Annotated in this window: 20 protein-coding genes and 1 pseudogene; 11 read left to right on the top strand and 10 right to left on the bottom strand. The window is 62.3% G+C overall.

The features are described 5' to 3' along the window. Positions 1 to 335: 335 nt before the first annotated feature. Complete coding sequence (locus OXQ95_RS10005; RefSeq protein WP_267381411.1) at positions 336 to 1,418, bottom strand: acetyl-CoA C-acyltransferase; 1,083 nt, start codon at positions 1,416 to 1,418, stop codon at positions 336 to 338. Here OXQ95_RS10005 and OXQ95_RS10010 point away from each other — a divergent pair. Next, a protein-coding gene (locus OXQ95_RS10010; protein ID WP_267381412.1) for an IS3 family transposase occupies positions 1,384 to 2,555 on the top strand; the annotation gives its coding sequence in 2 pieces (ribosomal slippage) (positions 1,384 to 1,648 and positions 1,648 to 2,555; 1,173 coding nt in all). The genes OXQ95_RS10005 and OXQ95_RS10010 overlap by 35 nt on opposite strands. 34 nt (positions 2,556 to 2,589) lie before the next feature. On the opposite strand, the pseudogene OXQ95_RS10015 reads toward OXQ95_RS10010, so the two are convergent. From OXQ95_RS10015 to OXQ95_RS10035, 5 genes and pseudogenes are all read right to left on the bottom strand, one after another. Next, a pseudogene (locus tag OXQ95_RS10015) lies at positions 2,590 to 2,817 on the bottom strand (3-oxoadipyl-CoA thiolase); the annotation flags it as partial. Between the two features lie 27 nt (positions 2,818 to 2,844). Further along, positions 2,845 to 3,501, bottom strand: coding sequence for a 3-oxoacid CoA-transferase subunit B (locus tag OXQ95_RS10020; protein ID WP_267381413.1), 657 nt, complete (start codon positions 3,499 to 3,501; stop codon positions 2,845 to 2,847). A gap of 14 nt (positions 3,502 to 3,515) precedes the next feature. Beyond that, entirely contained in the window at positions 3,516 to 4,199 is a 684-nt protein-coding gene (locus OXQ95_RS10025; RefSeq protein ID WP_267381414.1) for a 3-oxoacid CoA-transferase subunit A, read from the bottom strand. Positions 4,200 to 4,368: 169 nt separating this feature from the next. After that, positions 4,369 to 5,126, bottom strand: a protein-coding gene (locus OXQ95_RS10030; RefSeq protein WP_267381415.1) for an IS5 family transposase whose coding sequence is annotated in 2 segments (ribosomal slippage) — positions 4,369 to 4,793 and positions 4,793 to 5,126 — 759 coding nt in all. Because the reading frame shifts where the segments join, the coding sequence is not laid out codon by codon here. Between the two features lie 147 nt (positions 5,127 to 5,273). After that, on the bottom strand, positions 5,274 to 5,933 hold the full coding sequence (locus OXQ95_RS10035; RefSeq protein ID WP_267381416.1) for an FCD domain-containing protein: 660 nt from the start codon (positions 5,931 to 5,933) through the stop codon (positions 5,274 to 5,276). A gap of 125 nt (positions 5,934 to 6,058) precedes the next feature. Here OXQ95_RS10035 and OXQ95_RS10040 point away from each other — a divergent pair, with 125 nt between their 5' ends. The 4 genes from OXQ95_RS10040 to OXQ95_RS10055 all read left to right on the top strand — a co-directional run bounded on the left by OXQ95_RS10040 (position 6,059) and on the right by OXQ95_RS10055 (position 12,264). Beyond that, positions 6,059 to 7,072 (top strand): ornithine cyclodeaminase family protein, encoded by a 1,014-nt coding sequence (locus tag OXQ95_RS10040; RefSeq protein ID WP_267381417.1) that lies wholly within the window; start codon positions 6,059 to 6,061, stop codon positions 7,070 to 7,072. Positions 7,073 to 7,080: 8 nt separating this feature from the next. After that, positions 7,081 to 8,091, top strand: a complete 1,011-nt coding sequence (locus tag OXQ95_RS10045; RefSeq protein ID WP_267381418.1) for a dihydrodipicolinate synthase family protein — start codon at positions 7,081 to 7,083, stop codon at positions 8,089 to 8,091. Between the two features lie 113 nt (positions 8,092 to 8,204). Continuing rightward, complete coding sequence (locus OXQ95_RS10050; RefSeq protein WP_267381419.1) at positions 8,205 to 10,703, top strand: TonB-dependent receptor; 2,499 nt, start codon at positions 8,205 to 8,207, stop codon at positions 10,701 to 10,703. 97 nt (positions 10,704 to 10,800) lie between these two features. After that, positions 10,801 to 12,264, top strand: coding sequence for an NAD-dependent succinate-semialdehyde dehydrogenase (locus OXQ95_RS10055; RefSeq protein WP_267381420.1), 1,464 nt, complete (start codon positions 10,801 to 10,803; stop codon positions 12,262 to 12,264). Positions 12,265 to 12,376: 112 nt separating this feature from the next. Here the strand turns inward: OXQ95_RS10055 and OXQ95_RS10060 are convergent, their stop codons facing one another. Both OXQ95_RS10060 and OXQ95_RS10065 read right to left on the bottom strand, forming a co-directional pair. Then, positions 12,377 to 13,243 (bottom strand): hypothetical protein, encoded by an 867-nt coding sequence (locus OXQ95_RS10060; RefSeq protein WP_267381421.1) that lies wholly within the window; start codon positions 13,241 to 13,243, stop codon positions 12,377 to 12,379. Positions 13,244 to 13,311: 68 nt separating this feature from the next. Beyond that, complete coding sequence (locus OXQ95_RS10065) at positions 13,312 to 14,574, bottom strand: MFS transporter (RefSeq protein ID WP_267381422.1); 1,263 nt, start codon at positions 14,572 to 14,574, stop codon at positions 13,312 to 13,314. Between the two features lie 265 nt (positions 14,575 to 14,839). On the opposite strand from OXQ95_RS10065, the gene OXQ95_RS10070 reads away from it, so the two are divergent. Together OXQ95_RS10070 and OXQ95_RS10075 are read left to right on the top strand one after the other, a co-directional pair. Beyond that, entirely contained in the window at positions 14,840 to 15,952 is a 1,113-nt protein-coding gene (locus tag OXQ95_RS10070; RefSeq protein WP_267381423.1) for an FAD-dependent monooxygenase, read from the top strand. Between the two features lie 52 nt (positions 15,953 to 16,004). Further along, the gene (locus tag OXQ95_RS10075; RefSeq protein ID WP_267381424.1) at positions 16,005 to 16,439 is read left to right on the top strand and encodes a VOC family protein; all 435 of its coding nucleotides are present in this window, start codon (positions 16,005 to 16,007) and stop codon (positions 16,437 to 16,439) included. Here the strand turns inward: OXQ95_RS10075 and OXQ95_RS10080 are convergent. Both OXQ95_RS10080 and OXQ95_RS10085 read right to left on the bottom strand, forming a co-directional pair. Beyond that, complete coding sequence (locus OXQ95_RS10080) at positions 16,427 to 16,972, bottom strand: carboxymuconolactone decarboxylase family protein (protein ID WP_267381425.1); 546 nt, start codon at positions 16,970 to 16,972, stop codon at positions 16,427 to 16,429. The two genes, OXQ95_RS10075 and OXQ95_RS10080, sit on opposite strands and share 13 nt — an antisense overlap. Before the next feature lie 50 nt (positions 16,973 to 17,022). Continuing rightward, positions 17,023 to 17,607 (bottom strand): hypothetical protein, encoded by a 585-nt coding sequence (locus OXQ95_RS10085; RefSeq protein ID WP_267381426.1) that lies wholly within the window; start codon positions 17,605 to 17,607, stop codon positions 17,023 to 17,025. A gap of 295 nt (positions 17,608 to 17,902) precedes the next feature. Here OXQ95_RS10085 and OXQ95_RS10090 point away from each other — a divergent pair, with 295 nt between their 5' ends. Genes OXQ95_RS10090 through OXQ95_RS10105 form a run of 4 tightly spaced genes read left to right on the top strand, consistent with a single transcriptional unit; the run spans position 17,903 to position 21,594 of the window. Then, positions 17,903 to 19,348 (top strand): NAD-dependent succinate-semialdehyde dehydrogenase, encoded by a 1,446-nt coding sequence (locus OXQ95_RS10090; protein WP_267381427.1) that lies wholly within the window; start codon positions 17,903 to 17,905, stop codon positions 19,346 to 19,348. 24 nt (positions 19,349 to 19,372) lie between these two features. Further along, positions 19,373 to 20,146 (top strand): SDR family oxidoreductase, encoded by a 774-nt coding sequence (locus tag OXQ95_RS10095; RefSeq protein ID WP_267381428.1) that lies wholly within the window; start codon positions 19,373 to 19,375, stop codon positions 20,144 to 20,146. Positions 20,147 to 20,148: 2 nt separating this feature from the next. Beyond that, positions 20,149 to 21,018, top strand: a complete 870-nt coding sequence (locus tag OXQ95_RS10100; protein ID WP_267381429.1) for an amidohydrolase family protein — start codon at positions 20,149 to 20,151, stop codon at positions 21,016 to 21,018. A 9-nt stretch (positions 21,019 to 21,027) separates the two neighbouring features. Continuing rightward, the gene (locus OXQ95_RS10105) at positions 21,028 to 21,594 is read left to right on the top strand and encodes a cupin domain-containing protein (protein WP_267381430.1); all 567 of its coding nucleotides are present in this window, start codon (positions 21,028 to 21,030) and stop codon (positions 21,592 to 21,594) included. Positions 21,595 to 21,603 lie beyond the last annotated feature (9 nt).

The raw sequence follows: 21,603 nt of genomic DNA on the forward strand, positions 1-21,603 counted from the left end.
AAGGCCGTGGATCACAGGAGAGCAAAAGGGCCGTCTCGGGGTCAACGTTGGTTAAAAGAACAACGTTATGAAGAGCTTGGAGAGTCTCGCGATCAGGGGTTGCAGTTCTGAACATCACTGTCTTGCGTCTTGAAGGCTTAGAACCCTTGAGGACCAGCCAACGAGGCTTTGGACAACCCGACTTCGACCACTCGCGACGGAACCGAGCGCCACCACCGGCCCAGCATTAGGGGACTGCTGGATAGCCGCAGCGCACCTTTTCGCCGGCCGCCATATGGCAGGTGCAGTCACCTCGAGCGAGGCAACGGGAGGCGAACAGGCGCTGCACGGCACACTCAGATTCGCTCCACTGCTAAGGCGAGGCCCATGCCGACTCCAATGCATAGCGTCGCCAGACCGCGCCTACCGCGCACCTTTTCGAGCTGATGGACCAGCGTCATAGCGATGCGGGCACCCGACATACCGAGCGGATGCCCAAGCGCTATCGCACCGCCATTAGCGTTCACGAAGGGCGCGTCCTCCGGAAGCCCCAACTCACGCATTACTGCCAATCCTTGACTCGCGAAGGCCTCGTTAATTTCAATCGCATCGAAGTCTTCGATACGTAATCGGAGGCGCGCGATCAGCTTCTGTGTTGCCGGTGCTGGGCCGATACCCATCACACGTGGCTCCACACCGACACAGGCAAGGCCGAGGATCCGCGCGCGCGGCGTCAAGCCGTGCTCTTTGGCCGCACCCTCGCTCGCTACGATCATTGCGGCGGCACCATCATTGATGCCGGACGCATTGCCAGCTGTGACGGTGCCACCCGGACCGAACAAGGGTTTGAGCCCCCCCAACGCTTCGATAGTTGTGTCGGCCCGCGGGTGCTCATCAACCGACACCTCGGTGGTCTCGCCTTTCCTTGTTCCCGGAACGGTGACCGGTACGATCTCCTCCGCGAAAAAGCCGTTTCGCTGGGCCGCAGCCGCACGCTGCTGACTGCGCAGCGCGAAGGCGTCTTGGTCGGCGCGGCTAATCCCATAGTGTTCGGCCACGTTTTCGCCCGTGCGTGGCATAGTCTCGGTGCCATAAGCTGCGTCGAAAGCAGGATTGACGAAGCGCCAGCCCATGGTCGTATCCTCAAGCTCCTGCCTCCGATCAAAGGAGGCTTCCGCTTTGCCCATCACAAAGGGCGCGCGGGTCATGCTCTCGACGCCACCGGACAGCGCGAGCGCAATTTCGTCGGCACGGATGGCCCGTGCCGCCGCGCCTACCGCCTCGAGACCCGAACCACAGAGCCGGTTGAGCGTCACTCCTGGAACAGTGTGCGGCAGACCGTGATCTGCCCCCCGCTGAGTGGCCCAAAGACTATGATAGTCTGGACCACGAAAGGGACGACGGATGCCATTCAAGAAGCACAAGCCGGAAGAGATCATCGGCAAGCTGCGTGAAGTTGAGATCGTGCTGGCACAGGGGGCATCGACTGCCGACGCGTGCCGGCGGATCGCTGTCAGCGAGCAGACGTACTACCGATGGCGCAAGGAATATGGTGGGCTGAAGACCGACCAGGCGCGGCGGATGAAGGATCTGGAGAAGGAGAATCTGCGGCTGCGCCGGGCGATCTCGGATCTGACGCTGGACAAGCTGATCTTGCAGGAGGCAGCCCGGGGAAACTTCTGAGCCCTGCGCGACGACGGCGCTGCATCGATCATGTGCGACGAGAGCTTCCGGTGTCCGAGCGACGGATCTGCCGGGTGCTGGGTCAGCATCGATCGACGCAGCGCAAGGTGCCGCGTGGGGCGGATGACGAACAGGCGTTGTCGGAAGACATCATCGCGCTAGCGAAGCAATATGGTCGCTACGGCTATCGCCGGATGACGGCATTGCTGTGCCATGCGGGCTGGACGGTGAACCATAAACGGGTCGAGCGGATCTGGCGGCGTGAAGGGCTCAAGGTGCCGCAAAAGCAACCGAAACGTGGGCGGCTGTGGTTGAACGACGGCTCGTGCATCCGACTGCGCCCGGAATATCCGGGGCATGTATGGGCGTACGATTTTGTCGAAGGCCGCACGCATGATGGCCGCAAGTTCCGCATCCTGACCATCATCGACGAGGCCAGTCGAGAATGCCTGGCGCTGGTTGTTGCTCGTCAGCTCAAACATGAAGATGTGCTTGCCGCACTGGCGGACCTGTTCATCACACGAGGCCCGCCGGCACATATCCGGTCGGACAATGGCGCCGAATTTATCGCCAACGCGGTGCAGCAATGGCTCGGCCAGATCGGCGTGAAGACGCTCTACATCGCACCGGGATCACCATGGGAGAATGGCTATAATGAGAGCTTCAACGGGTCGCTGCGCGACGAACTGCTCAATGGCGAGATCTTCTACAGCCTCGCCGAGGCGAAGGTGCTGATCGAAGCCTGGCGGCGGCATTACAACACCGTCCGCCCGCACAGCAGCCTTGGCTACCGACCACCGGCCCCGGAAACGGCCTCACCGCCATATCCGGCCTCCGGTTCCGCTTCGCTCCACCTCCGCCCGAATATGGCGGCGGCGAGCATAATCCACTAACAATCAACACGGTCCACTCGACGGGGGCAGGTCAACCGGCGAGCAGCAGGCTCATTCGCGCGACGTTACGGTTATCCTCGCCGGCCTGATTGGCGCAGCCATAGAAAACTTCGTCGATCGATGCGGGATCCAAGCCGGGATTGCGCCTGATGAGGGCCTTCATCGGCAGCCCGCCCAAATCATCGGGTCGAACTTTGGCAAGGATGCCACCATAGCGCCCGATCGGCGTCCGAACGGCGTCGCAGATGAAGGCCTCGGTCATACGATTGCTTCTCTCTACATAGTGAGGTTAGGTGGCCTGAGCTTCGGGACCGAGCGCGAGCGGCACGCCGGTCAGCTTGCGCAACTTCTCAATCCCTAGATCGTCGACCATTTCGATTACGCTTGCACCGTTCGGCCCGAACTCGAACACCGCGAGATCGGTGTAGGCGCGCGACACGCAGCCCAACCCGGTCAGCGGATAGGTGCAGGCCTCCACGAGTTTGCTCTCGCCACCCTTGGTGAGCAGTTCCATCATAACGAAGGTGCGTTTAGCACCGATCGCTAGGTCCATGGCGCCTCCCACGGCCGGGATCGCACCCGGCTCGCCGGTGTGCCAGTTGGCAAGATCGCCGTGCATCGACACCTGGAACGCGCCGAGAACGCAGATGTCGATATGGCCGGCGCGCATCATGGCGAAGCTGTCGGCGTGGTGGAAATAGCAGCCGCCGGTTAGGAGTGTCACGGGCTCCTTGCCGGCGTTGATCAACTCCCAATCCTCCTCGCCGGGCGAGGGAGCGGGACCCATTCCGAGCAGGCCGTTCTCGCTTTGCAAGAAGATTTCGCGGTCGGGAGGCAGGTAATCGGCAACTTTGGTCGGCAAGCCAATACCCAGATTGACATAAGCGCCCTCGGGAATATCGCGGGCGACCCGTGCGGCTATCTGGTCGCGGTTCAGGCGGTTCACCGACTCTCTCCTGGTCAAGCCGCGAGCGCGACGGGATGCGCGACTTCAACGACGCGCTGAACGAAAATGCCGGGCGTCACCACCGTTTCAGGGTCAATTTCGCCCAGCGCCACGATCTCCGCGACCTGGGCGATCGTCGTCTTGGCTGCCATGGCCATGATCGGGCCGAAGTTGCGGGCCGTCTTGCGGTACACGAGATTGCCCCAACGATCGCCCTTTTGAGCCTTGATCAGCGCGAAGTCAGCGTGAATCGGGTGTTCGAGAACGTACGGCCTGCCGTTGATCTCGCGCGTCTCCTTGCCCTGCGCGAGCAGCGTGCCGTAGCCGGTGGGCGTGAAGATGGCGCCCAAGCCTGCGCCGGCAGCATGGATGCGCGCAGCCAAGTTGCCCTGTGGTACAAGCTCCAGGTCGATACGACCAGCGCGATAGGCGGCGTCGAAGTGGTGCGAATCAGGTTGGCGCGGGAAGGAGCAGATTATTTTGGCGACGCGCCCTTCCCGGATCAGCGCCGCCACGCCATGCTCGCCGTTGCCGGCGTTGTTGTTGATCACCGTGAGATCGCGCGCCTTTCGCGCGAGTAGCGCATCGATCAGCTGATCCGGCATTCCCGCAGTCCCGAAACCACCAACCATCACCGCTGCGCCGTCGAAGATATCGGCCACTGCTGCCTCCGCACTGACCCAGCCTTTGTCGATCACCGCGTTCCCCATAATTCGCTTAGCGCGTAATTAGATCAGAACATCTCGTCGCCCACGTCAACCGTTAAACTTCGTTGCTGCCTGCGCCACCTCGTCTGCGATGGCGGAGGCTACGGTTCAGGTCGATTGCCTCACGACCCGTTACTCGCCTAGGCTCAGGACTCATTGGTCATAGCCAGAAGATGACGGTGGCAGCGAGGTAGACTGCGGCCATGAAGACGGTTGGGCAGCGGTCGTAGCGGGTGGCGACGCGGCGCCAGTCCTTCAGGCGGCCGAACATGATCTCGATACGGCTGCGGCCTCGATACCGGCGCTTGTCGTATTTGATCGGCTTGCTGCGGGATTTCCGTCCCGGTATGCACGCTTTGATGCCCTTCTCCTGAAGGGCGTCCCTGAACCAGTCGGCGTCGTAGCCGCGGTCGCCGAGCAGCCACTGCGCCTTGGGCAGGTCGTCCAGCAGGGCGGCTGCGCCCGTGTAGTCGCTGACCTGGCCTGCGGTCATGAAGAAGCTCAAGGGGCGGCCGTTGGCATCGCTGACGGCATGCAGCTTCGTGTTCATGCCCCCTTTGGTGCGGCCAATGAGGCGCCCAAGATCCCCTTTTTAACCCGCAGGCTCGATGCCGTACGGTGCGCCTTGAGGTAGGTAGCGTCGATCATGACGGTCTTCGGCTCGGCGCTCGCGGCAGCCAACCCTTCCATCATCTGGAGGAAGATGCCCTTCTCACCCCACCGCTTCCACCGGTTGTAGAGCGTCTTGTGCGGGCCGTAGTCCTTTGGCGCATCGCACCAGCGCAGCCCGTTGCGATTGACAAAAACGATGCCGCTGAGCACCCGACGGTCATCCACCCGCGGCTTGCCATGGCTCTTGGGAAAGTACGGCCGCAGACGCGCCATCTGCTCCTCGGTCAGCCAGTACAGGTTGCTCATCCCGGTCTCCTCGCAGAGCCTGAATCAGATCGCGATGCTCACATCAATGGGTCCTGAGCCTAGGTCCGAGTGCGGCGCAGGCGGCCGCCATTCGATATTCTAGTGAGGCAACATTCGGTACGCTGTGAGGCGGCGACTTTACCGGCGCTATTGTCCGCCGAACAGTCGCTCGCGGACGGACTCGATATGCTCTCGCATGAGGCGTTCGGCGCGCGGAGGATCATGGTCCGCGATGGCTTCAATCCAGGCAGCGTGCTCGTCGTCCGTCGAGGTTGTCGATCCCCCCTGATACAGGCCCTTAATGCGAAACTTCAGCCCGGACGGCACGCACTGCCGGACCGCATCGTATATAACAAGCAACAGGGTGTTTCTTGCCGCTCCCGCGACGAGACGATGCAGCCTAGCATCTAGGGCTCCCCAGACCTCGTGATTGTCGGTTGCCCGCATCTGGGCGAGGCAGTTGTTCATTTTGTCAATTTCGGTCGGCAGGGCATTAATCGCGGCTAGGGCGGCCAGCCGCGGCTCGATAAGCAATCTTGCCTCGAACGCCTCTGACGGCGTTATGCGCTCCGATAGTTCGGGCAGCGCGTCAACGAAGCTGCGACTGCCAACAAATGTGCCCTTACCGACGTGCCGCCAGATCAGCCCTTCCTGTTCGACTTCTTTCAAGAGTCGTCGAATTCGGCTTCGGCTCACCCCCATCTTTTCTGCGAGCTCGTTTTCGGGGGGAAGCTTGTCTCCCTCCTGCGTAGCCTCACGCCCGATAAATAGACGGAAGCGGCTCAGATCATCGGCTAGGTCGCGCATGCGAAGGAGATTAGGGGGCGATGCGCGCAAGGTCCACACGATAACCTCCCGCGTAATGCCGGGATTGACATGGCGCGATCCAGGTATCACCAGAGGGTGATAATAAGATTGCGGCGAGGATTTTGGTGGCGGACGACAGCAATCCATATTTCGTGTCGGGGGATGTTGCTCAGGCGGTGTTCCGTTGGAGCGACGCCATCTCGGCGTTGCAACACGCCTACGGCCAAGCCGGCGGACCAGGTGGCTTGCCGCCGCGTACGGTGGCCGAGGTGGACGGCGTTTGGTTGCGTACTCTGCCGGCCATCCCCGCCGGGTCACGTTACTTCGGCGCGAAGCTCATGGGCATGGCGCGAACCAGCAGCACGCCTGGGACGGATTACGTTATCGTCCTGTTCGACCGGGAGACGAGCCGCTTAAAGGCGTTCGTCGACGGCAATCTCGTGACCGGCTTCCGCACGGCGGCAACATCGGCGGCGGCGCTGGATCGACTTGCGCCCGCTGGCCCGGCAAGCCTGGCAATCCTCGGAAGCGGGCTTGAAGCGTCCATGCATTTGCGCGCCTTCGCCTCGGTGCGCCCGATTTCCGGGGTAACGGTGTTCAGTCCCACCGATCACAAGAGGGAGGCATTTGCCGCCTCCATGTCTCAGGAACTTGCGCTCCCGGTCCGTCCGGCAACTTCGCCGGAAAGTGCCGTTCGTGGCGCCGATATCGTTCTTACGGCCGCGCGCTCGCGCGGGGAGCAGCCGATCCTGTTTGGTGACTGGCTCAAGGCCGGTGCCACGGTGGTTTCCATCGGTTCAACGGTTCCCGAGCAGCGCGAGATCGACGCCAGCGTGGTGGACCGAAGCGATCTGATTGTGTGTGATACGCCTGAGGAAGTGCTCCACGAAACCGGCGATATGATCGCGGCGGCCAACGCCGGCATCGACGTCGCCGCCAAAGTCCATTCGATGGGCGCGCTGATGACGGGCGATCTGGCGGACAGGCTGGAGGTCGCGTCGATCCGAATGTTCAAGTCGGTAGGCGCTGGCCTTCAGGATGTCGTGGTCGCCGGGATGATTCTCGAACGGGCGCTGGCGACGGACGCCGCGACCCGGCTGCCGATCGAGTTCAACAAAAAGACACCCCAGAAAAGATAGGACTGGTCATGGTCAACTTTACCCGATCGGAGGCGCGCGACTGGGCCCGTGAGCGGCTGAACGGCGTCGCCAACGTTCTAATTCCAACTATGACGTCGGACTTCAAGCGCCTCAACGAGAAGGCGGTCCGCCACGACGTGGAGCAATCCATCAAGCACGGCTTTGTCGGCAGCCTGAGCTGTTCGGAAGTTGCGATCACGCTGCAGGAATACCAGCAGTTCTGCGAGGTTGCGGTGGACCAGGCAGCGGGGCGGCTGTTCATCGTCCACCATGCGGTTTTCAATACGCTGGAGGACAACATCGAAGCTGCGCGCGTCGCCGAGCGCGCGGGCGCGGAGCTCATGCTTCTCGGCTATCCGCCGTATTTCTATCCTCAGTCGTTGGAAGACGTGTACGCCTACACCAAGGCCTTGTGCGACGCGACGAACATGGCCGTGATGCTTTTCCCCATCCCGACGTGGGGCTTTTCGCGGCTTCACCCATCGGACCTGCCCATCCCGTTGCTGCGGCGGCTGATCGACGAATGTCCCAACGTAGTGGCAATCAAGGCGGAAGGCGGCGCCCCGCACATCATGGCGGCCATTGAGGTGCATCGCGCGTTTCACGAGGAAGTCGTCATCAGCTCGCCCATCGAGCACGAATATGTCGCGCTATCGCAAATAATTCCGCTGCCGTTCTGCGGCACAAACTTTTCGGCATACTTCGGCCCTTGGCTGCCTAGAGTGCATCGCTTGGTGCAAGACGGGGACTACGCCAAGGCGACCGAGATCTTTTACAAGCTCGACCCCGCTCGCAAGGCTTTCTACGGCGTCGCGAATGCCGGTGGCGGCCTCATCAATCGCATGATGTGGAAGTACCAGTCCTGGCTTCAAGGCTACAACGGCGGCCCGCTGCGACACCCAACAGGGCGGGTATATCAGCGTGACATGATGCTGCTGCGCAAGGGGCAGGAGGCAGCTGGCATCGAGCCCACGGGCGATCCCGACACAGCCTTTTTCGTCGGCCGCAATCCGCAATGATCTGAATCGATCACGCGGACGGCCGAAATGTCGGCGTCGACGTGATCGCGTCCGACAATCGACGAAAGCCGCTCATCAATGCTGATGAAGGCGGCAAACCAGGAGAGTGAGCAATGAAGCGGGCAAGGATTCTGCTGTCTACGACGATGCTGAGCTTCGGGGCGGTTCTCACCACGCCGGTTGCAGCCCAGATCGCCCAGCCCACCACGACCACGCAGTCACAGCAGCCGGCGACTCCGTCCATCGACAAGGTGCCGGACATGCAGACGAGCACGGCCGCGTCTCCCGGCACGCCGGTCCAAGCCGATGCAAGCGGCGGGCAGATCCAAGACATCGTGGTGACGGCCGAACGGCGATCCGCTTCCACTCAGAAAACCGCGCTCACCATTACCGCAATCAGCGGCGCCGATCTTCAGAAGGCGGGCATAGTCGATAGCCGCACGCTGACAGACAGCATCCCGGGGCTGAAGCTGACCAGCTCCAATCCCAATGCCTATGTCGGCCTGTATGGGCTGGCGAGCGGAGCCGGCAACCAATATTCCGACGCGATCATGGCGTTCAACTACGGCGGCGTGCCTCTGGCGCGCCAGACGTCAGCCAGCAGTTCTTACTATGACCTGCAACGTGTGGAAGTTTTGAAAGGTCCTCAGGGCACGCTGTACGGCCGTAACGCGACCGTAGGCGCGATCAATGTCATACCGGCACGTCCGACCGACACATTCGCAGGTGGGGCCACGCTGACCCTGGGCAATTATGCGACCGTAAACACTCAAGGCTTTCTCAATACCCCGCTTGCTGAGAACCTCAACGCGCGCTTGGCCTTTCAGACCACGCGACATGACGGCTACTTCACCAACGGCTATGACGATGCGAACAACTTCGGGGCGCGGCTGAGTGTGATGTACGAGCCGACATCGAATCTCAGCATTCTTGTCATGGGCGACGGGTTCTGGAACCGCTCCAAAGGTCCGTATTCGACCTTCACTTACTACCTGAGCAGCAGCCAGAGGTATATCGATCCGTCAAACCCGTGGTTCGGCCTCGGCCCGGCGGGCAGCTGCGCCAACCAGATCCTGTGCCCTTCCTATGCGGCGACCAGCGTTGGCGGCGTCAATTCGGTCTCTAATCCGTCGGGCTTCACCAATACCGGACCAACTGGCTACGGACGCTATTCGCTCGTCGGGAGCGACGGCTACGACAATGCGGACCAGTATCTACTGACAACGGAGGTGAACTGGAAAACGCCTATCGGAACACTAACGGTTCAGCCGTCGTACGTCCACACCAAGATCGATTATCTAACTTATTCCAATGGCCTTGTTTTCACGAACTACACAAAGGCGGATCAGCTTTCACTCGAAGCACGACTGTCTTCAAATGGATCCGGTCCTCTTCATTGGGTACTTGGTGGCTTTCTTTTCCACGAACATCAAAACGCTTTTCAGAACACGCTTCAGAGCACCGGATATCAGCTGAATCACACGCCGGACCTGGTGGACAACAACATTGCCGGCTTCGTCGATGCCACTTACTCCTTGACGCCTTCGTTCCGCCTAACCGGCGGTTTGCGATACACGCATGAAACCAAGTCTCAGGACGGCAGCACCACGGCAGTCGGCCTCAGCGCCACCGACGTGACGACGCTCCAGACCGCCGGCGGAACCTGCTATACTGGCGGCACACCTGCAAACCCGACGCTGTACCAGGGAATATACTATTTCCCGACGAACTTCTGTACCTTCGAGAACGGTGGCCACTACCGCCAGAACAACCTGAGCTTCAAGGCGGGCGTCGAGTTTGATCCACGTCCGGGCTCGCTGCTATACGCGACGGTAAAGACGGGCTTCCGCGCTGGTGGGTTCACCATCGGCACCAATAACACTTATAAACCCGAGAAGCTTACAGCCTACGAGATAGGCTCGAAGAACCGGTTTTTCGGAGGCAAGCTGCAGGCCAACATCTCCGGCTTCTACTGGGATTACAAGGACCAGCAGATCAGCTTGGTGCAGTTGGTTTATGTGAACAATATTCTAATTGGTCAGTCCGGTTACCCGGCGAACTTCGACGGTAACATTTATGGAGCAGAAGCGGACATCCAGGCGCTGGCTACGCCGAACGACAGGTTCTCGGCCGATATTCTGTACGCGGGCGGAAAGTACGACACGACACCGCCTGTGGCGACGCTGACCACGACCGCATTGACGCCGCAATACAATTTAAGGCGCATTAACCTCCCGCATCTGGCGATCACCGGCGGATACGAACATACGGTGCACCTGGATTCGGGCGCGACTGTGATAGCCGGCGCGCATACTCACTTCGAGAGTAAGACGCCGCTGCGCATAATCGATCCGGCACTGCTGACGCCGGGAGACTACCGCGGCAGCTACGCGAAAGTTGACCTGGATCTGACCTATCGCGCGCCGGGTGACGCATGGTCCGTGCAGCTGTTTGTCCGCAATGTGACGGACAAGGCCGTGGTGGAGGCCACTTCGAACGGTCAGGCCTCGTTGCCCACCTTCTTCAGGCCGGTGACTGATCCGGCGAACGTACGTTCGGCGGTACTCGATCCTCCGCGCACGTTTGGTGCTGTCTTCTCGGCCAAGTTCTGATCGCCAGACGATTTAAGGGTGTAGCCGCCGGAGATCTACCATCGCGATCGCCACTCCGGCGGCAGCCACGCAATCTTAGACACAGGAATTCGCTTGCATGTCCAAGCTTCAGGATAGCAGTCTTTTTCGCACGGCGGCGTTTGTCGGCGGCGAGTGGGTGACGTCTGGTGCAGCGGGCGCATGGTCGCTTTGTAATCCCTCGACGGGCGCGGCGCTTGGCGACATACCGCAGCTCGACACGTTGCAGGTGCGAGCGGCGATCGAAGCGGCGGACGGCGCCCTGCCAGCGTGGAAGGCCCGGCCCGCGAAGGAGCGGTCGATCATCCTACGCCGCTGGTTCGACCTCATTGTCGAGAACGGGGACGATCTGGCCCGGCTCATCGTCATGGAGGAAGGCAAGCCGTTTGCCGAGGCCAAGGGCGAGGTCGCCTATGCCGCGTCTTTCGTGGAATGGTTCGCTGAGGAAGCGAAGCGCGTGAAAGGCGACGTGATGGCGGCGACTGAACGCGGACGCCGGATCGTTACGTTGAAGGAGCCGGTTGGCGTGTGCGCGGCGATCACGCCGTGGAACTTCCCGGCCGCGATGATCACGCGCAAGGCGGCACCCGCGCTTGCGGCTGGCTGTACCATGGTGGTCAAGCCGGCCGAGCAGACTCCGCTAACTGCCTTCGCGCTTGCCGATCTCGCCGCGCGTGCCGGCGTGCCGGCTGGCGTTTTGAACGTGGTAACAGGGAAGGCGCGTGTCGTCGGGGCCGAGCTCACCAGCAACCCGCTCGTGCGCAAGATCACCTTCACGGGATCGACCGAAGTAGGCCGGATCCTGATCGCGCAGTCCGCGGCGACGGTGAAGAAGTTGTCGATGGAACTGGGCGGCAACGCGCCGTTCCTGGTGTTTGACGATGCCGATATTGAGGAGGCCGTTGCCGGCCTGATCGCCACCAAGTACCGCAACACCGGCCAGGCCTGCATCAGCGCCAACCGCGTTTATGTTCAGGACGGCATCTACGACGCCTTTGCCGACGCTCTGAAGGCCAAGGTGTCCACCCTGCGGGTCGGCGACGGCTTTGAGGCAGACGTCCAACAGGGACCGTTGATCGATGCAGACGCGATCAGCAAGGTGGAGGCGCACATCGCCGACGCGATTGCAAACGGAGCCGTTATCACTCAGGGCGGCAAGCGCCACGAGCGGGGAGGGCTGTTCTTCGAGCCCACCGTGCTGACCGGAGTGATGCCCGGCATGCTGGTGTGCAGGGAGGAGACGTTCGGCCCGGTCGCGCCGTTGGTCCGGTTTACAGACGAGGCGGATGCGATCCGGCTCGCCAACGACACCGAATTTGGCCTCGCCGCCTATCTGTTCGCACGCGATGCGGCGCGGATCTGGCGGGTGTCGGCCGCGCTCGAGGCCGGCATGGTCGGCATCAACACCGGCTTGATTTCAAACGAAGTTGCTCCTTTCGGAGGGATCAAGCAGTCAGGCCTCGGCCGCGAAGGCTCGATCTATGGCATCGATGAATATCTGGAATTGAAATACCTGGCGTGGAACGGCGCCGGGCCGGGATAAAGCCGTTGAATCAATTTCCTGCTCTTTGACGGCAGCGACCGATACCGGCGCCTGTCACTGACGCGAACGCGTTAGCGACAGACGCCGGTATCATTGTCCCGCCGTCTCAGGCCTAGTGCCGACCGAGCGCCCGCCTGGCGCGCTCCTCGTCACCCGAGATCGGACGTCCGATTGCCCGGTAGGTGTAGCCAAAGGTGCGGGTGCGATCAAAGGCGGCCGGCGGGTCCTCGCTCTTGATGCCCCGTAGCGTCGCTGCAAGATCCGGAGTGACGATACGGAACAGGCTCAAGTAGCGCGAACGGCCGGACGCCGGCGCCAGCTGAACTTCGCTCAGAACCGCACGATCCGCTTCCACAAAGCCGTGGTTGGACAGCATACTCGGCTCGTGCACGTCGTCGTACCACGTGTTGAACGCCGCATCGTTGCCGGGCGTCGCGTCGCCGAAAACGACCTGTTCGTAGACGGCAGGGACGCCGGCCCCCGCCGCCCCCTTGTCGGCACCCACCCCTTTTTGAGGCGCGCGAAACTGGCGATAGGTGAACATCTGCACGTTGGTTAGCGTTTTGCTCTGCCGCGTCTCCCCGCTGCGCAGACGACGTTCGATCTCTGCGCGCAAAGCGACCGGATCGTCGGTGACGACCGTATAGATTACGAGATAACGCGGCTTCTTCAGCGGCACCGCGCGCAATTGCCGATCTGCCATAATATAGCGCTGAGCGCTAACGAAGCCGGGGATCGCGGCAACGTCGGGACCATGTTCCTGGTCGTAGAACCGGTTGTACTCGGCTTCCTGTCCTTGAGCCGGATCGCTGAAAACAAGAAAGTAGTAGGTCTGCTGTCCGGCAGGAGACCTAGCGCCGTCGATGGCTGTCCCGTTCGCTGCAGGCAGGTCCGGAGGTATCGTCGTCTGTGCCTCAACGGGAACCAGCCAGCAGGCGATAGTGCCGATCAGGGAAATGCAGCATCGCAGGACCTTCATCGATTTTCTCCCGTAAAACGTTTGATTCTCAACTCTCGATGCGTTTGCCATCGACCGACCCTTGCTGATCATCGAGCCTGGGCACGTTGGCTGTCGAACGTGAAGGAAGGCAGCAAGGCGATACAGAGGACGGACCCCAGCATTGCGCCGCTCATGAGGAGGCGACCCGGCATATAACTGCCGAAATGATCTCGAACGAAGCCGAGCACGATAAGGCCTGATCCACTTCCGATCGCACTCGCAGCAAAGGTCAGCCCATAGATCGCGCCAAATGCCTTCAGCCCGAAGTAGCGCGACACGAGGTAAGCATTCTGGCTGATCTCGCCGCCGAGGCCCAAGCCCATGAGAAGCGCTCCGGGGATCAGGAATGACGGGCTCCGCGCCGTATAGATCGCTGTCACTCCCAGTAGCGCGGCAACGAAATAGGGCAGTACGACCCGGGGCGAGTTGATCCGGTCGACAAAGAAACCCGAGGTTGACTGGCCAGCGATTACGCCGGCGAAGGCGGTGCTGATCACGCTCGTAGCGGTGCCGACACTTAGCCCGCGCTCGGTCAGTAGCGGCATCGCGTGTTGCAGTGTGCCGAGCAGGGCGAACGACCCCAGCATGATCGCGATGAAAAGTTGGTAGAATTCCCGACGGTGGAGCGCTTCCGCCCGGCTCAGCCCTACGCGCTCGAGGCGCAAACTGGCTTGGGACACGCTGTCGGCCGCCGTCGTCTCTGCCTGTGAGGCGATAGCGAGGTTCTTGGGCGTCCGAGCGAGCAGGGCCACTGACGGCAACCCGACTACCAGGACGATCGCGGCGATGCCGAGATAGCCTCCGCGCCAGCCATGAGTGTCGATCAAAGCCTGGATGAGCTTGGGCATGATCGTCTGGCCAAGGCCTGCGCCCAACGCCACGCAGAGCCCGAGCACCAGCCCCCGATTGCGGTCGAACCACAACGAAATGAGTTTCGCATAAGCCGGCGAGGCGTGCATCGAGATTGGTACGGCCATGAGAATCTGGAGCACTACGAAGTGCCAGCCGGCCGTGATCTGGCTTAGCAGCAGGAATACGAGGCTGAAGAGCACGATGCCGGGCAGTACGATCCTGCGAAGCCCTAGCCTGTCGACCAATCGCCCGCCGATCGGGACTAAGATCGCGCTGATCCACAGCGACACTGCGAGGGCGGTGGAGATGGTGGTTCGGGAGGTATGTAGCGCATCAGGTAGGACGCGCAGAAAATTGCTGTTGGTTGCAGCCAACATGACGTTCGGTCCCGTCAGGAAACCGAACCAGGCGCCGATGGCTGCAAGGACGGCCGGCCGGGAAAACTCACTGCGCGACATTGAAATCCTCTCTCACGCGGACGACGCGAGCTTGTGCTCGTCGCTGAGCCAACCTTTATGGCGCTGGTGCCGCCTTATAATTATGCTATGTGCTAATAAGTAGCAGCTGTCGAGGGGGTCAGACTTTGGTTGCACGTCGCCGTGTCCGCGTGAACCCCGTCGAGAGCAGCGCACTGCCATCACGCGACAGCGCGGCGTGGCCACGACCTCTGCACCAGCAGCACGAGCCTCTACGATGAAGTCAGTTAGGCGGCCGAGCGATGGCGTGGCTCTCGTGATTGGCGGTGGCATCGGGGGAATGGCCGCGGCGCTCGCGCTTTCCCGGGCCGGGCAGCCGGTAGAGCTGATCGAAGCCGATCCCGAATGGAACGCACTGGGAGCTGGCTTGACCTTGAACGGAGGAGCGATGCGGGCCTTGGCCGATCTCGGGGTTCTCGAGCAGGTCAAGGCGGCCGGTTTTGGATCGGTGGGTCCAGTGCGTGCGTGTGATGTTCAGGGCCACATCGTGGGGGAGGGACCATCGGAGCCGATCTTCGGCGAAGGAATACCCAATATGGGCGGCATCCTGAGGCCGCGCCTGCACGAGGTGATGCGCGAGGCGATCACGGCAGCAAGGATACCTGTTCGCCGCGGGGCGGCAGCGCAAGCCTTTGGAGATACCGACGAAGGAATCTGGGTCACGACCTCAGACGGAGAAAGCCGGATGTTCGGCTGGGTGGTCGCGGCCGATGGCCTCTTTTCCAAGACGCGCGGGTTGCTGTTTCCGGACGCGCCGAAGCCCAGCTTTACGGGGCAGGGATGCTGGCGTGCCGTCGTGCCACGTCCCGAGGAGGTGACGGCGACTTGGATCTATTCCGGAACGGGAGCCAAGGCAGGCTTCAATCCCATCAGTCAGGAGGCGATGTACGTTTACCTGATCGAGACTGCCGAGGGAAACCCGCGCATCCCGGAGGACCAGTGGCTTGAGCTCCTGCGGAAGCGCTTGTCGCGCTTCGGCGGCCACTTTCGTCAGATCGTCCGCGATCTCAATGAGACGTCTCTCATCAACTATCGCCCACTCGAGGTCGTACTCGTTCCGCCGCCGTGGCATCGTGGACATGTCCTGCTGGTGGGCGACGCAGCGCATGCCACGACCCCGCACGTCGGCTATGGCGCGGGGCTCGCGATCGAGGACGCGGTCGTTCTCGGCGCCATGGTGGCGGAAGCAGACGACGTTTCGGGGCTGTTTCGGGCCTTCACGGAACGGCGTTTTCAACGATGCAAGACGATCCTCGAAGGATCGGTCGCGATCGGCGATTTGGAAATGGCGGCAGCGCCGTTTCTGCAGCAACGGGAACTTTCAGCACGGCTCGGGGCCGTCATTCGCGAACCCGTTTGAAGATGGGCCGAGGTCTCGAAGCGGGCAATAGCTTAGGAAGAGAGTGAGCAGCATGAACGAATTCTGGTTCCACCACGTCGGCGTTAGCGTCGCCGATCTTGATGCCGCCATAAGCTGGTGGAATCGCATGCTAGGCTTCAAGGTGGAGCGCCGATACAGGCTGGAGGCCATTCCAGCGGAGATCGCGGTTTTGAGCAACGGAGGCGTCCACGTAGAACTGTTCGCTCCCGACAATGCCCGGCCGAAGCCCGTGGAGCGCAGCGAGCCTGATCTCGACGTTTTGACGCTCGGCAATAAGCATGTCGCCTTCTCGGTGGCGGACGTCCGTGCGACGGTGGAGCGGCTCGCCGAGCGTGGTGCCGACGTTGTCTGGATCAAGGATTTTCCCAACGGCCGAGCAGCCAGCTACATCCGCGATGGCGAAGGAAATCTGATCGAGTTTGTGCAATGGCCGAAAGTCGAGCCGGGCGTTGCCTATATCGGCTGAGGCATGGCGAAAGGCTGACCGTCCACGGGGGTGCGCGCCACGTTCATCACCATGGCCAGCATCGCGTAATAACCGCACAAGCCGATCAGTTCGATCAGGCCGCGCTCGCCGAGCAGTTCCAGCGCTGCGCCGTATAATGGGTCGTCGATCCGCCGTTCCCGGTCCAGGGTGACGCAGAAGCGGAAGATCAGCAGTTCGTCGTCGGCCATGGCCGGATGCGGAAACCCGTTGCGCAACGCTTCAAGCGTATCGGGTAAGACGCCGGCAGCCATGGCGAGTCTGGCGTGCGCGTGCCATTCATAAGCTTGGCTCCAGAGGCGTGCGACGACGCAGATCGCGAACTCGCGAAGCCGCTCGGGCACGCTGCACCGATAGCGCAGGAACTCGCCCAGCTTCTGGGATCGATCAAGCAAAGGGGGGCTTCGCAGCAGAGCCACGAACGGCCCGCGGACTTCGCCCCTGGGCGTTGCGACGAGCGCGGCCGCAGCGACCCGCTCGTCCTCGGTCCAGCCGGTCGGATCCGATGCCGGCATGCGAGGCTCCCCCGATGCCGGAACGAGGGGAGGGAGAGGCTCCATCGCCATCACAGTTGCACCGGCGGGTCGTCAACGATCCTGCTCCCTGAGAGCTGCACCGTTAGCGGTCGGAAGACGCCGCGGCCTGCAGCCCGAAACCACGCGCCACGTTCGAGTTCTGCGCGCCAAGCAGTAGAGCGAGCAACGGCCCGTTCCGGCGATGCCATCACCGATATGTCCCTGAGTTCGTGAAAGGCGAGGCTCGTCCATCGAGGTCCGCCCGCGCACGAAACCACCCGAAAACGACGCGCTCGCAGCCAGCCGTCCGCCCGCATCAACAGGCCAATATGTTCTTCCTCATACCACCGGTCGACCTCGCCTGTGAGGCTGGGGGGAACGTCGAAGGCGACTAGCATCACGATGCCCGCACGCTCGACGGCCGGCCCGGAGTCGCTCACGAGCTCCATTGAATAATGCATGGCGCCCGCAAGCGGAGTGAGGGGCGCCTCCGGGGAGTAGACGATCGCTTCAGCTGCGTCCGATACCGACACCATCTCGAAGGCACCGTCGACCGAGCATTCGCCGATCGCTTGCCGTGCGCCGGCGTCGTCTGGCGGGAAGGCGAGCGGCCAGCGGAGGAAACCTGCTGTCATGCCCTTCTCCATCCTGTGTTCTCCAGCGCCAGCTCTCGCGCGCTTTGTCGCGGCAGGGCTTTGTTGCCCTGCTTAAGCTGGAGGTTCGCGGCCGCGCTCGGCCACAGGTCTTCGGCGCTCCGCCTGTACCCGAGCTTCGGCATCAGCACCCGTCCTCCGGAAAGATGATTGTGCGATATGCGAAATTCGGCGCGGCGGCAATTCGGCTTCTGTTGACTATTCGCTGATGCGCTAATATTCGTATCGAAAGATCGAAGCTGACGCCGTTGAGCGTCAACCCGAGAGGACCCTGCTGATGTCGCTGCCCACCTACCGCAGTGTTGATCTACTTATCGACGGGCAGTGGGGCGGGGCCGCAGATGGTCGTACGCTCGATGTGCTCAACCCAGGGACGGGGCAGCCGATCGGCACCGTTGCGCACGCCTCGATTGCCGATCTCGATCGCGCGCTCGCGGCTGCCCAGAAAGGATTCGCGGCGTGGCGCAAGGTTGCGCCACTCGAGCGTGCCAAGGTTCTCAATGGCGCCGCCCGCCTATTGCGCGAGCGCGCCGAGGACATCGCCACGCAGATGGTGCTCGAGCAGGGCAAGATGATCGGCGAGGCGCGCGGCGAAGTCGAGCGTGCCGCCGAGGCGTGCGACTGGATGGCAGGCGAGACGCAGCGCATCTACGGGCGCGTCATCCCGGGGCGGGCCGCCAACATCACCAATCTGGTGCTGCGTGAGCCGGTCGGCATTGTGGCCGCGTTCACGCCTTGGAACTTCCCCGTCAACCAGATCGTCCGCAAGGTGGCTGGCGCGTTGGCGGCCGGCTGCTCCCTGATCGTGAAGGGACCGGAGGAAGCGCCGGGCTCGTGTGCCGAACTCGTCCGCGCCTTCGTTGATGCCGGCGCCCCCGCCGGGTCGGTTAACCTCGTTTACGGAACGCCGGCGGAAATCTCGGAATATCTGGTGCCGCATCCGCTTGTGCGGAAGATCAGCTTCACCGGCTCGACCACGGTCGGCAAGCATCTCGCCAGCCTTGCGGGTCAGCACATGAAGCTGACGACTATGGAACTCGGCGGCCACGCGCCGGTGCTCGTCTTCCGCGATGCCGATCCGGTCGCCGCCGCCAAGGCGTTGGCCGGCAACAAATTCCGTAATGCAGGTCAGAGCTGCGTCAATCCGACGCGCTTTCTTGTAGAGGGCGACAGCTTCGAGCCGTTCGTGGAGACGTTCGTCGCCGCCGCAGCGGCCCTGAAACCCGGCCCCGGTCTAGACGCCGCGACGACCACGGGCCCGCTCGCCAACATCCGCCGGGTCGAGGCAATGGAGCGGTTGACCGCCGATGCTCTCGCGAAAGGGGCTGAGCTGCGCACGGGAGGCAGGCGGATCGGCAATCAGGGCTTCTTCTTCGAGCCGACGGTGTTTGCCAACGTTCCGACCAGCGCTGCCCTGATGAACGAGGAGCCGTTCGGCCCGATCGCCATGATCAACCGCTTCGATGATCGCGCTGCCGCCTTCGGAGAAGCGAACCGACTGCCGTACGGGCTCTCGGCGTATGCGTTCACCACCTCCTCGCAGACGGCCAGGAGCGTCATCGATAACGTCGAGAGCGCGATGATCTCGTTCAACCATTTCGGCCTCGGTCATCCCGAGACGCCGTTCGGCGGGATGAAGGACTCGGGCTACGGGTTCGAGGGCGGATCGGAGGCGATCGAACCCTATCTGCAAACCCGCTTCATGACGATGGCCGATCTCTAAGCGGCAAGGGTCAGGGAGCGAGCGATGGCAGGACGGCTACAGGGCAAGATCGCGCTGGTAACCGGGGTCGGTGCCGGGATCGGCAAAGGCACGGCTTTGATGTTCGCGCGCGAAGGCGCAGCCGTGATCGGATGCGACATCTCCAGCGCGTCGGCCAAAGCGACCGTTGCGGTCGCGCAGGAGAACGGGCTTGACCTCGAAAGCGTTCATCCGGTCGACCTCACCAAGCCAAGCGACGTTCGTCGTTTCATTGATCACGCCGGCGAAAAGCATGGCCGCATCGACATTCTTGTCAACGCGGCCGCGATTCCGCCGCACATGGCTCCGGCGGCCGAGATGGATTACGACAACGAGTGGACGCCCACCATGGTCGGTGAAGTGGACTTGGTGTTCCTCGCGGTGAAGGCTGCGTGGCCGTGGATGATCAAACAAGGCGGCGGTTCGATCATCAACTATGCAAGCGTGAACGCATTTCGGGGTTCGACGAACACCGGGATGATCGCGCATTGTGCGGGCAAGGCGGCGGTGCTCGCGATGAGCCGGCAGATCGCGATCGAGGGCGGTCCCCACGGCGTGCGCTGCAACACGATTTCGCCCGGCATGACGCAGACCGCGATGACTGCCTCGGCCGGGACGAGTAGCGGAGCCGTCGCCGAGCGGATTATGCAACGATTGATCATCAAGCGTCTCGGGGTTCCGGACGATATCGCCTACGCGGCGGTTTATCTCGCCTCCGATGAATCGACGTGGGTGACCGGGACAAACCTTTCGGTCGACGGCGGCGTGCTGGCTTGTTGAGCGTGAAGCTCGAACCGCTGCCGCCGCCTCATCCCGGTGCGCATCCCCCGCGGCGGGTTACGCCGCCACCCTCCGCCTGCGATGCGCACTGTCACATCTTCGGTCCGTCTGATCGCTTCCCCTATCGAGCAGATCGCAGCTACCAGCCATCGGAGGCGCCGCTGGAGCTGTACCAGCAGCTCGCCGGGACGCTTGGGCTGAGCCGCGCCGTCTTTGTTCAACCGGCGGTGTACGGGACGGATCACGCCGCGATTATTCATGCGCTGCTGCGCGGCCGCGGGCGGTATGCGGCGGTCGGGATCATCGACGACACGGTGTCAGACCTCGAGTTGCGCGGCTTGCACGAGGTCGGCATGCGCGGCGCCCGCTTGAATTATGTCGGTCATCTCGGGGCGCGTCCGAGCCGCACAGCGATCCGTTCCGTGGTGGAGCGCATCAGACCGCTTGGCTGGCACCTGGTGCTCCATGTCGACACCGCCGCCCTGCTGGACGAGGCTGTCGCAATAGCAGAACTAGGTCTCCCCATCGTGATCGACCACATGGCGCGGATCGACGCGAACGAAGGCCTCGACCAGCCGGGATTTCGCGCGCTGCTCGATTTGCTTGGACGGAAAAATATCTGGGTGAAGATCTCGGCGTCCGATCGGTTGGTAGGGGCGGGCCAACTAAATCAGGCGGTGCCGTTCATGGCAGCACTCGTACGCACCGCGCCAGATCGTATCCTATGGGGCACGGACTGGCCGCATCCTAATGTGAGATGGATGCCGGACGATGGCGATCTGGTCGACCTTCTTGCCGACGCTATTCCCGACTCCGGAGCCCGCGATGCCATCCTGACGGACAATCCCGCCCGCCTCTACGCGTTCCGCTAGGAGATCCCGATGCCTTTACCTGCACGTCGAGTGGTGACCGGTCACGACGCGAGCGGCAACTCCATCGTCTTGTCCGATGGATCACCGCCGAACATCCACAATCGCGGAACCGGCGTCGATTTCTTCGAGCTCTGGAATACGCCTGCCGTTCCTGTCACGATCACCGCGACCGAGGCCGAGCCGACCGAAGGGCCACTCGTCACTCCGCCTCCACCGGGCGGCACCAAGGTTCGCTTCAACGACTTTTATCCTGATCATATCGACAAGCTGCCGCCGCGTTTAGACGGCCGGCACAAGATGATGCATCGTACGCGATCGGTCGACTATGGCATCGTGCTAACCGGTGAGATTTACCTGATCCTCGACGACAGCGAGGTGCTGCTGACCCCTGGGACGATCGTTGTCCAGCGCGGCACGGACCATGCGTGGGAAAACCGCTCGGACCAGGTCTGCCGCATGGCCTTCATCCTCATCTCCGGCGACTTTTCGCCGGAGCTGCGGAGCACGTTGCCGGACCAGCTCGAGCTTCGAACCGGCGCGGTCTTCAACGACACACCACCGCCCCAGCAGATCTGAGGAGATCAC

It is taken from the genome of Sphingomonas sp. GC_Shp_6 (genome assembly GCF_026540835.1).
Classification (GTDB): domain Bacteria; phylum Pseudomonadota; class Alphaproteobacteria; order Sphingomonadales; family Sphingomonadaceae; genus Sphingomonas.

Coding starts and splice junctions, on each gene's coding strand:
- OXQ95_RS10005 (WP_267381411.1), bottom strand. CDS start 1,418: ATGATCTCTTCCGGCTTGTGCTTCTTGAATGGCATCCGTCGTCCCTTT.
- OXQ95_RS10035 (WP_267381416.1), bottom strand. CDS start 5,933: ATGCGCGACCTAGCCGATGATCTGAGCCGCTTCCGTCTATTTATCGGG.
- OXQ95_RS10045 (WP_267381418.1), top strand. CDS start 7,081: ATGGTCAACTTTACCCGATCGGAGGCGCGCGACTGGGCCCGTGAGCGG.
- OXQ95_RS10050 (WP_267381419.1), top strand. CDS start 8,205: ATGAAGCGGGCAAGGATTCTGCTGTCTACGACGATGCTGAGCTTCGGG.
- OXQ95_RS10055 (WP_267381420.1), top strand. CDS start 10,801: ATGTCCAAGCTTCAGGATAGCAGTCTTTTTCGCACGGCGGCGTTTGTC.
- OXQ95_RS10060 (WP_267381421.1), bottom strand. CDS start 13,243: ATGAAGGTCCTGCGATGCTGCATTTCCCTGATCGGCACTATCGCCTGC.
- OXQ95_RS10065 (WP_267381422.1), bottom strand. CDS start 14,574: ATGTCGCGCAGTGAGTTTTCCCGGCCGGCCGTCCTTGCAGCCATCGGC.
- OXQ95_RS10075 (WP_267381424.1), top strand. CDS start 16,005: ATGAACGAATTCTGGTTCCACCACGTCGGCGTTAGCGTCGCCGATCTT.
- OXQ95_RS10080 (WP_267381425.1), bottom strand. CDS start 16,972: ATGCCGGCATCGGATCCGACCGGCTGGACCGAGGACGAGCGGGTCGCT.
- OXQ95_RS10085 (WP_267381426.1), bottom strand. CDS start 17,607: ATGACAGCAGGTTTCCTCCGCTGGCCGCTCGCCTTCCCGCCAGACGAC.
- OXQ95_RS10090 (WP_267381427.1), top strand. CDS start 17,903: ATGTCGCTGCCCACCTACCGCAGTGTTGATCTACTTATCGACGGGCAG.
- OXQ95_RS10095 (WP_267381428.1), top strand. CDS start 19,373: ATGGCAGGACGGCTACAGGGCAAGATCGCGCTGGTAACCGGGGTCGGT.
- OXQ95_RS10105 (WP_267381430.1), top strand. CDS start 21,028: ATGCCTTTACCTGCACGTCGAGTGGTGACCGGTCACGACGCGAGCGGC.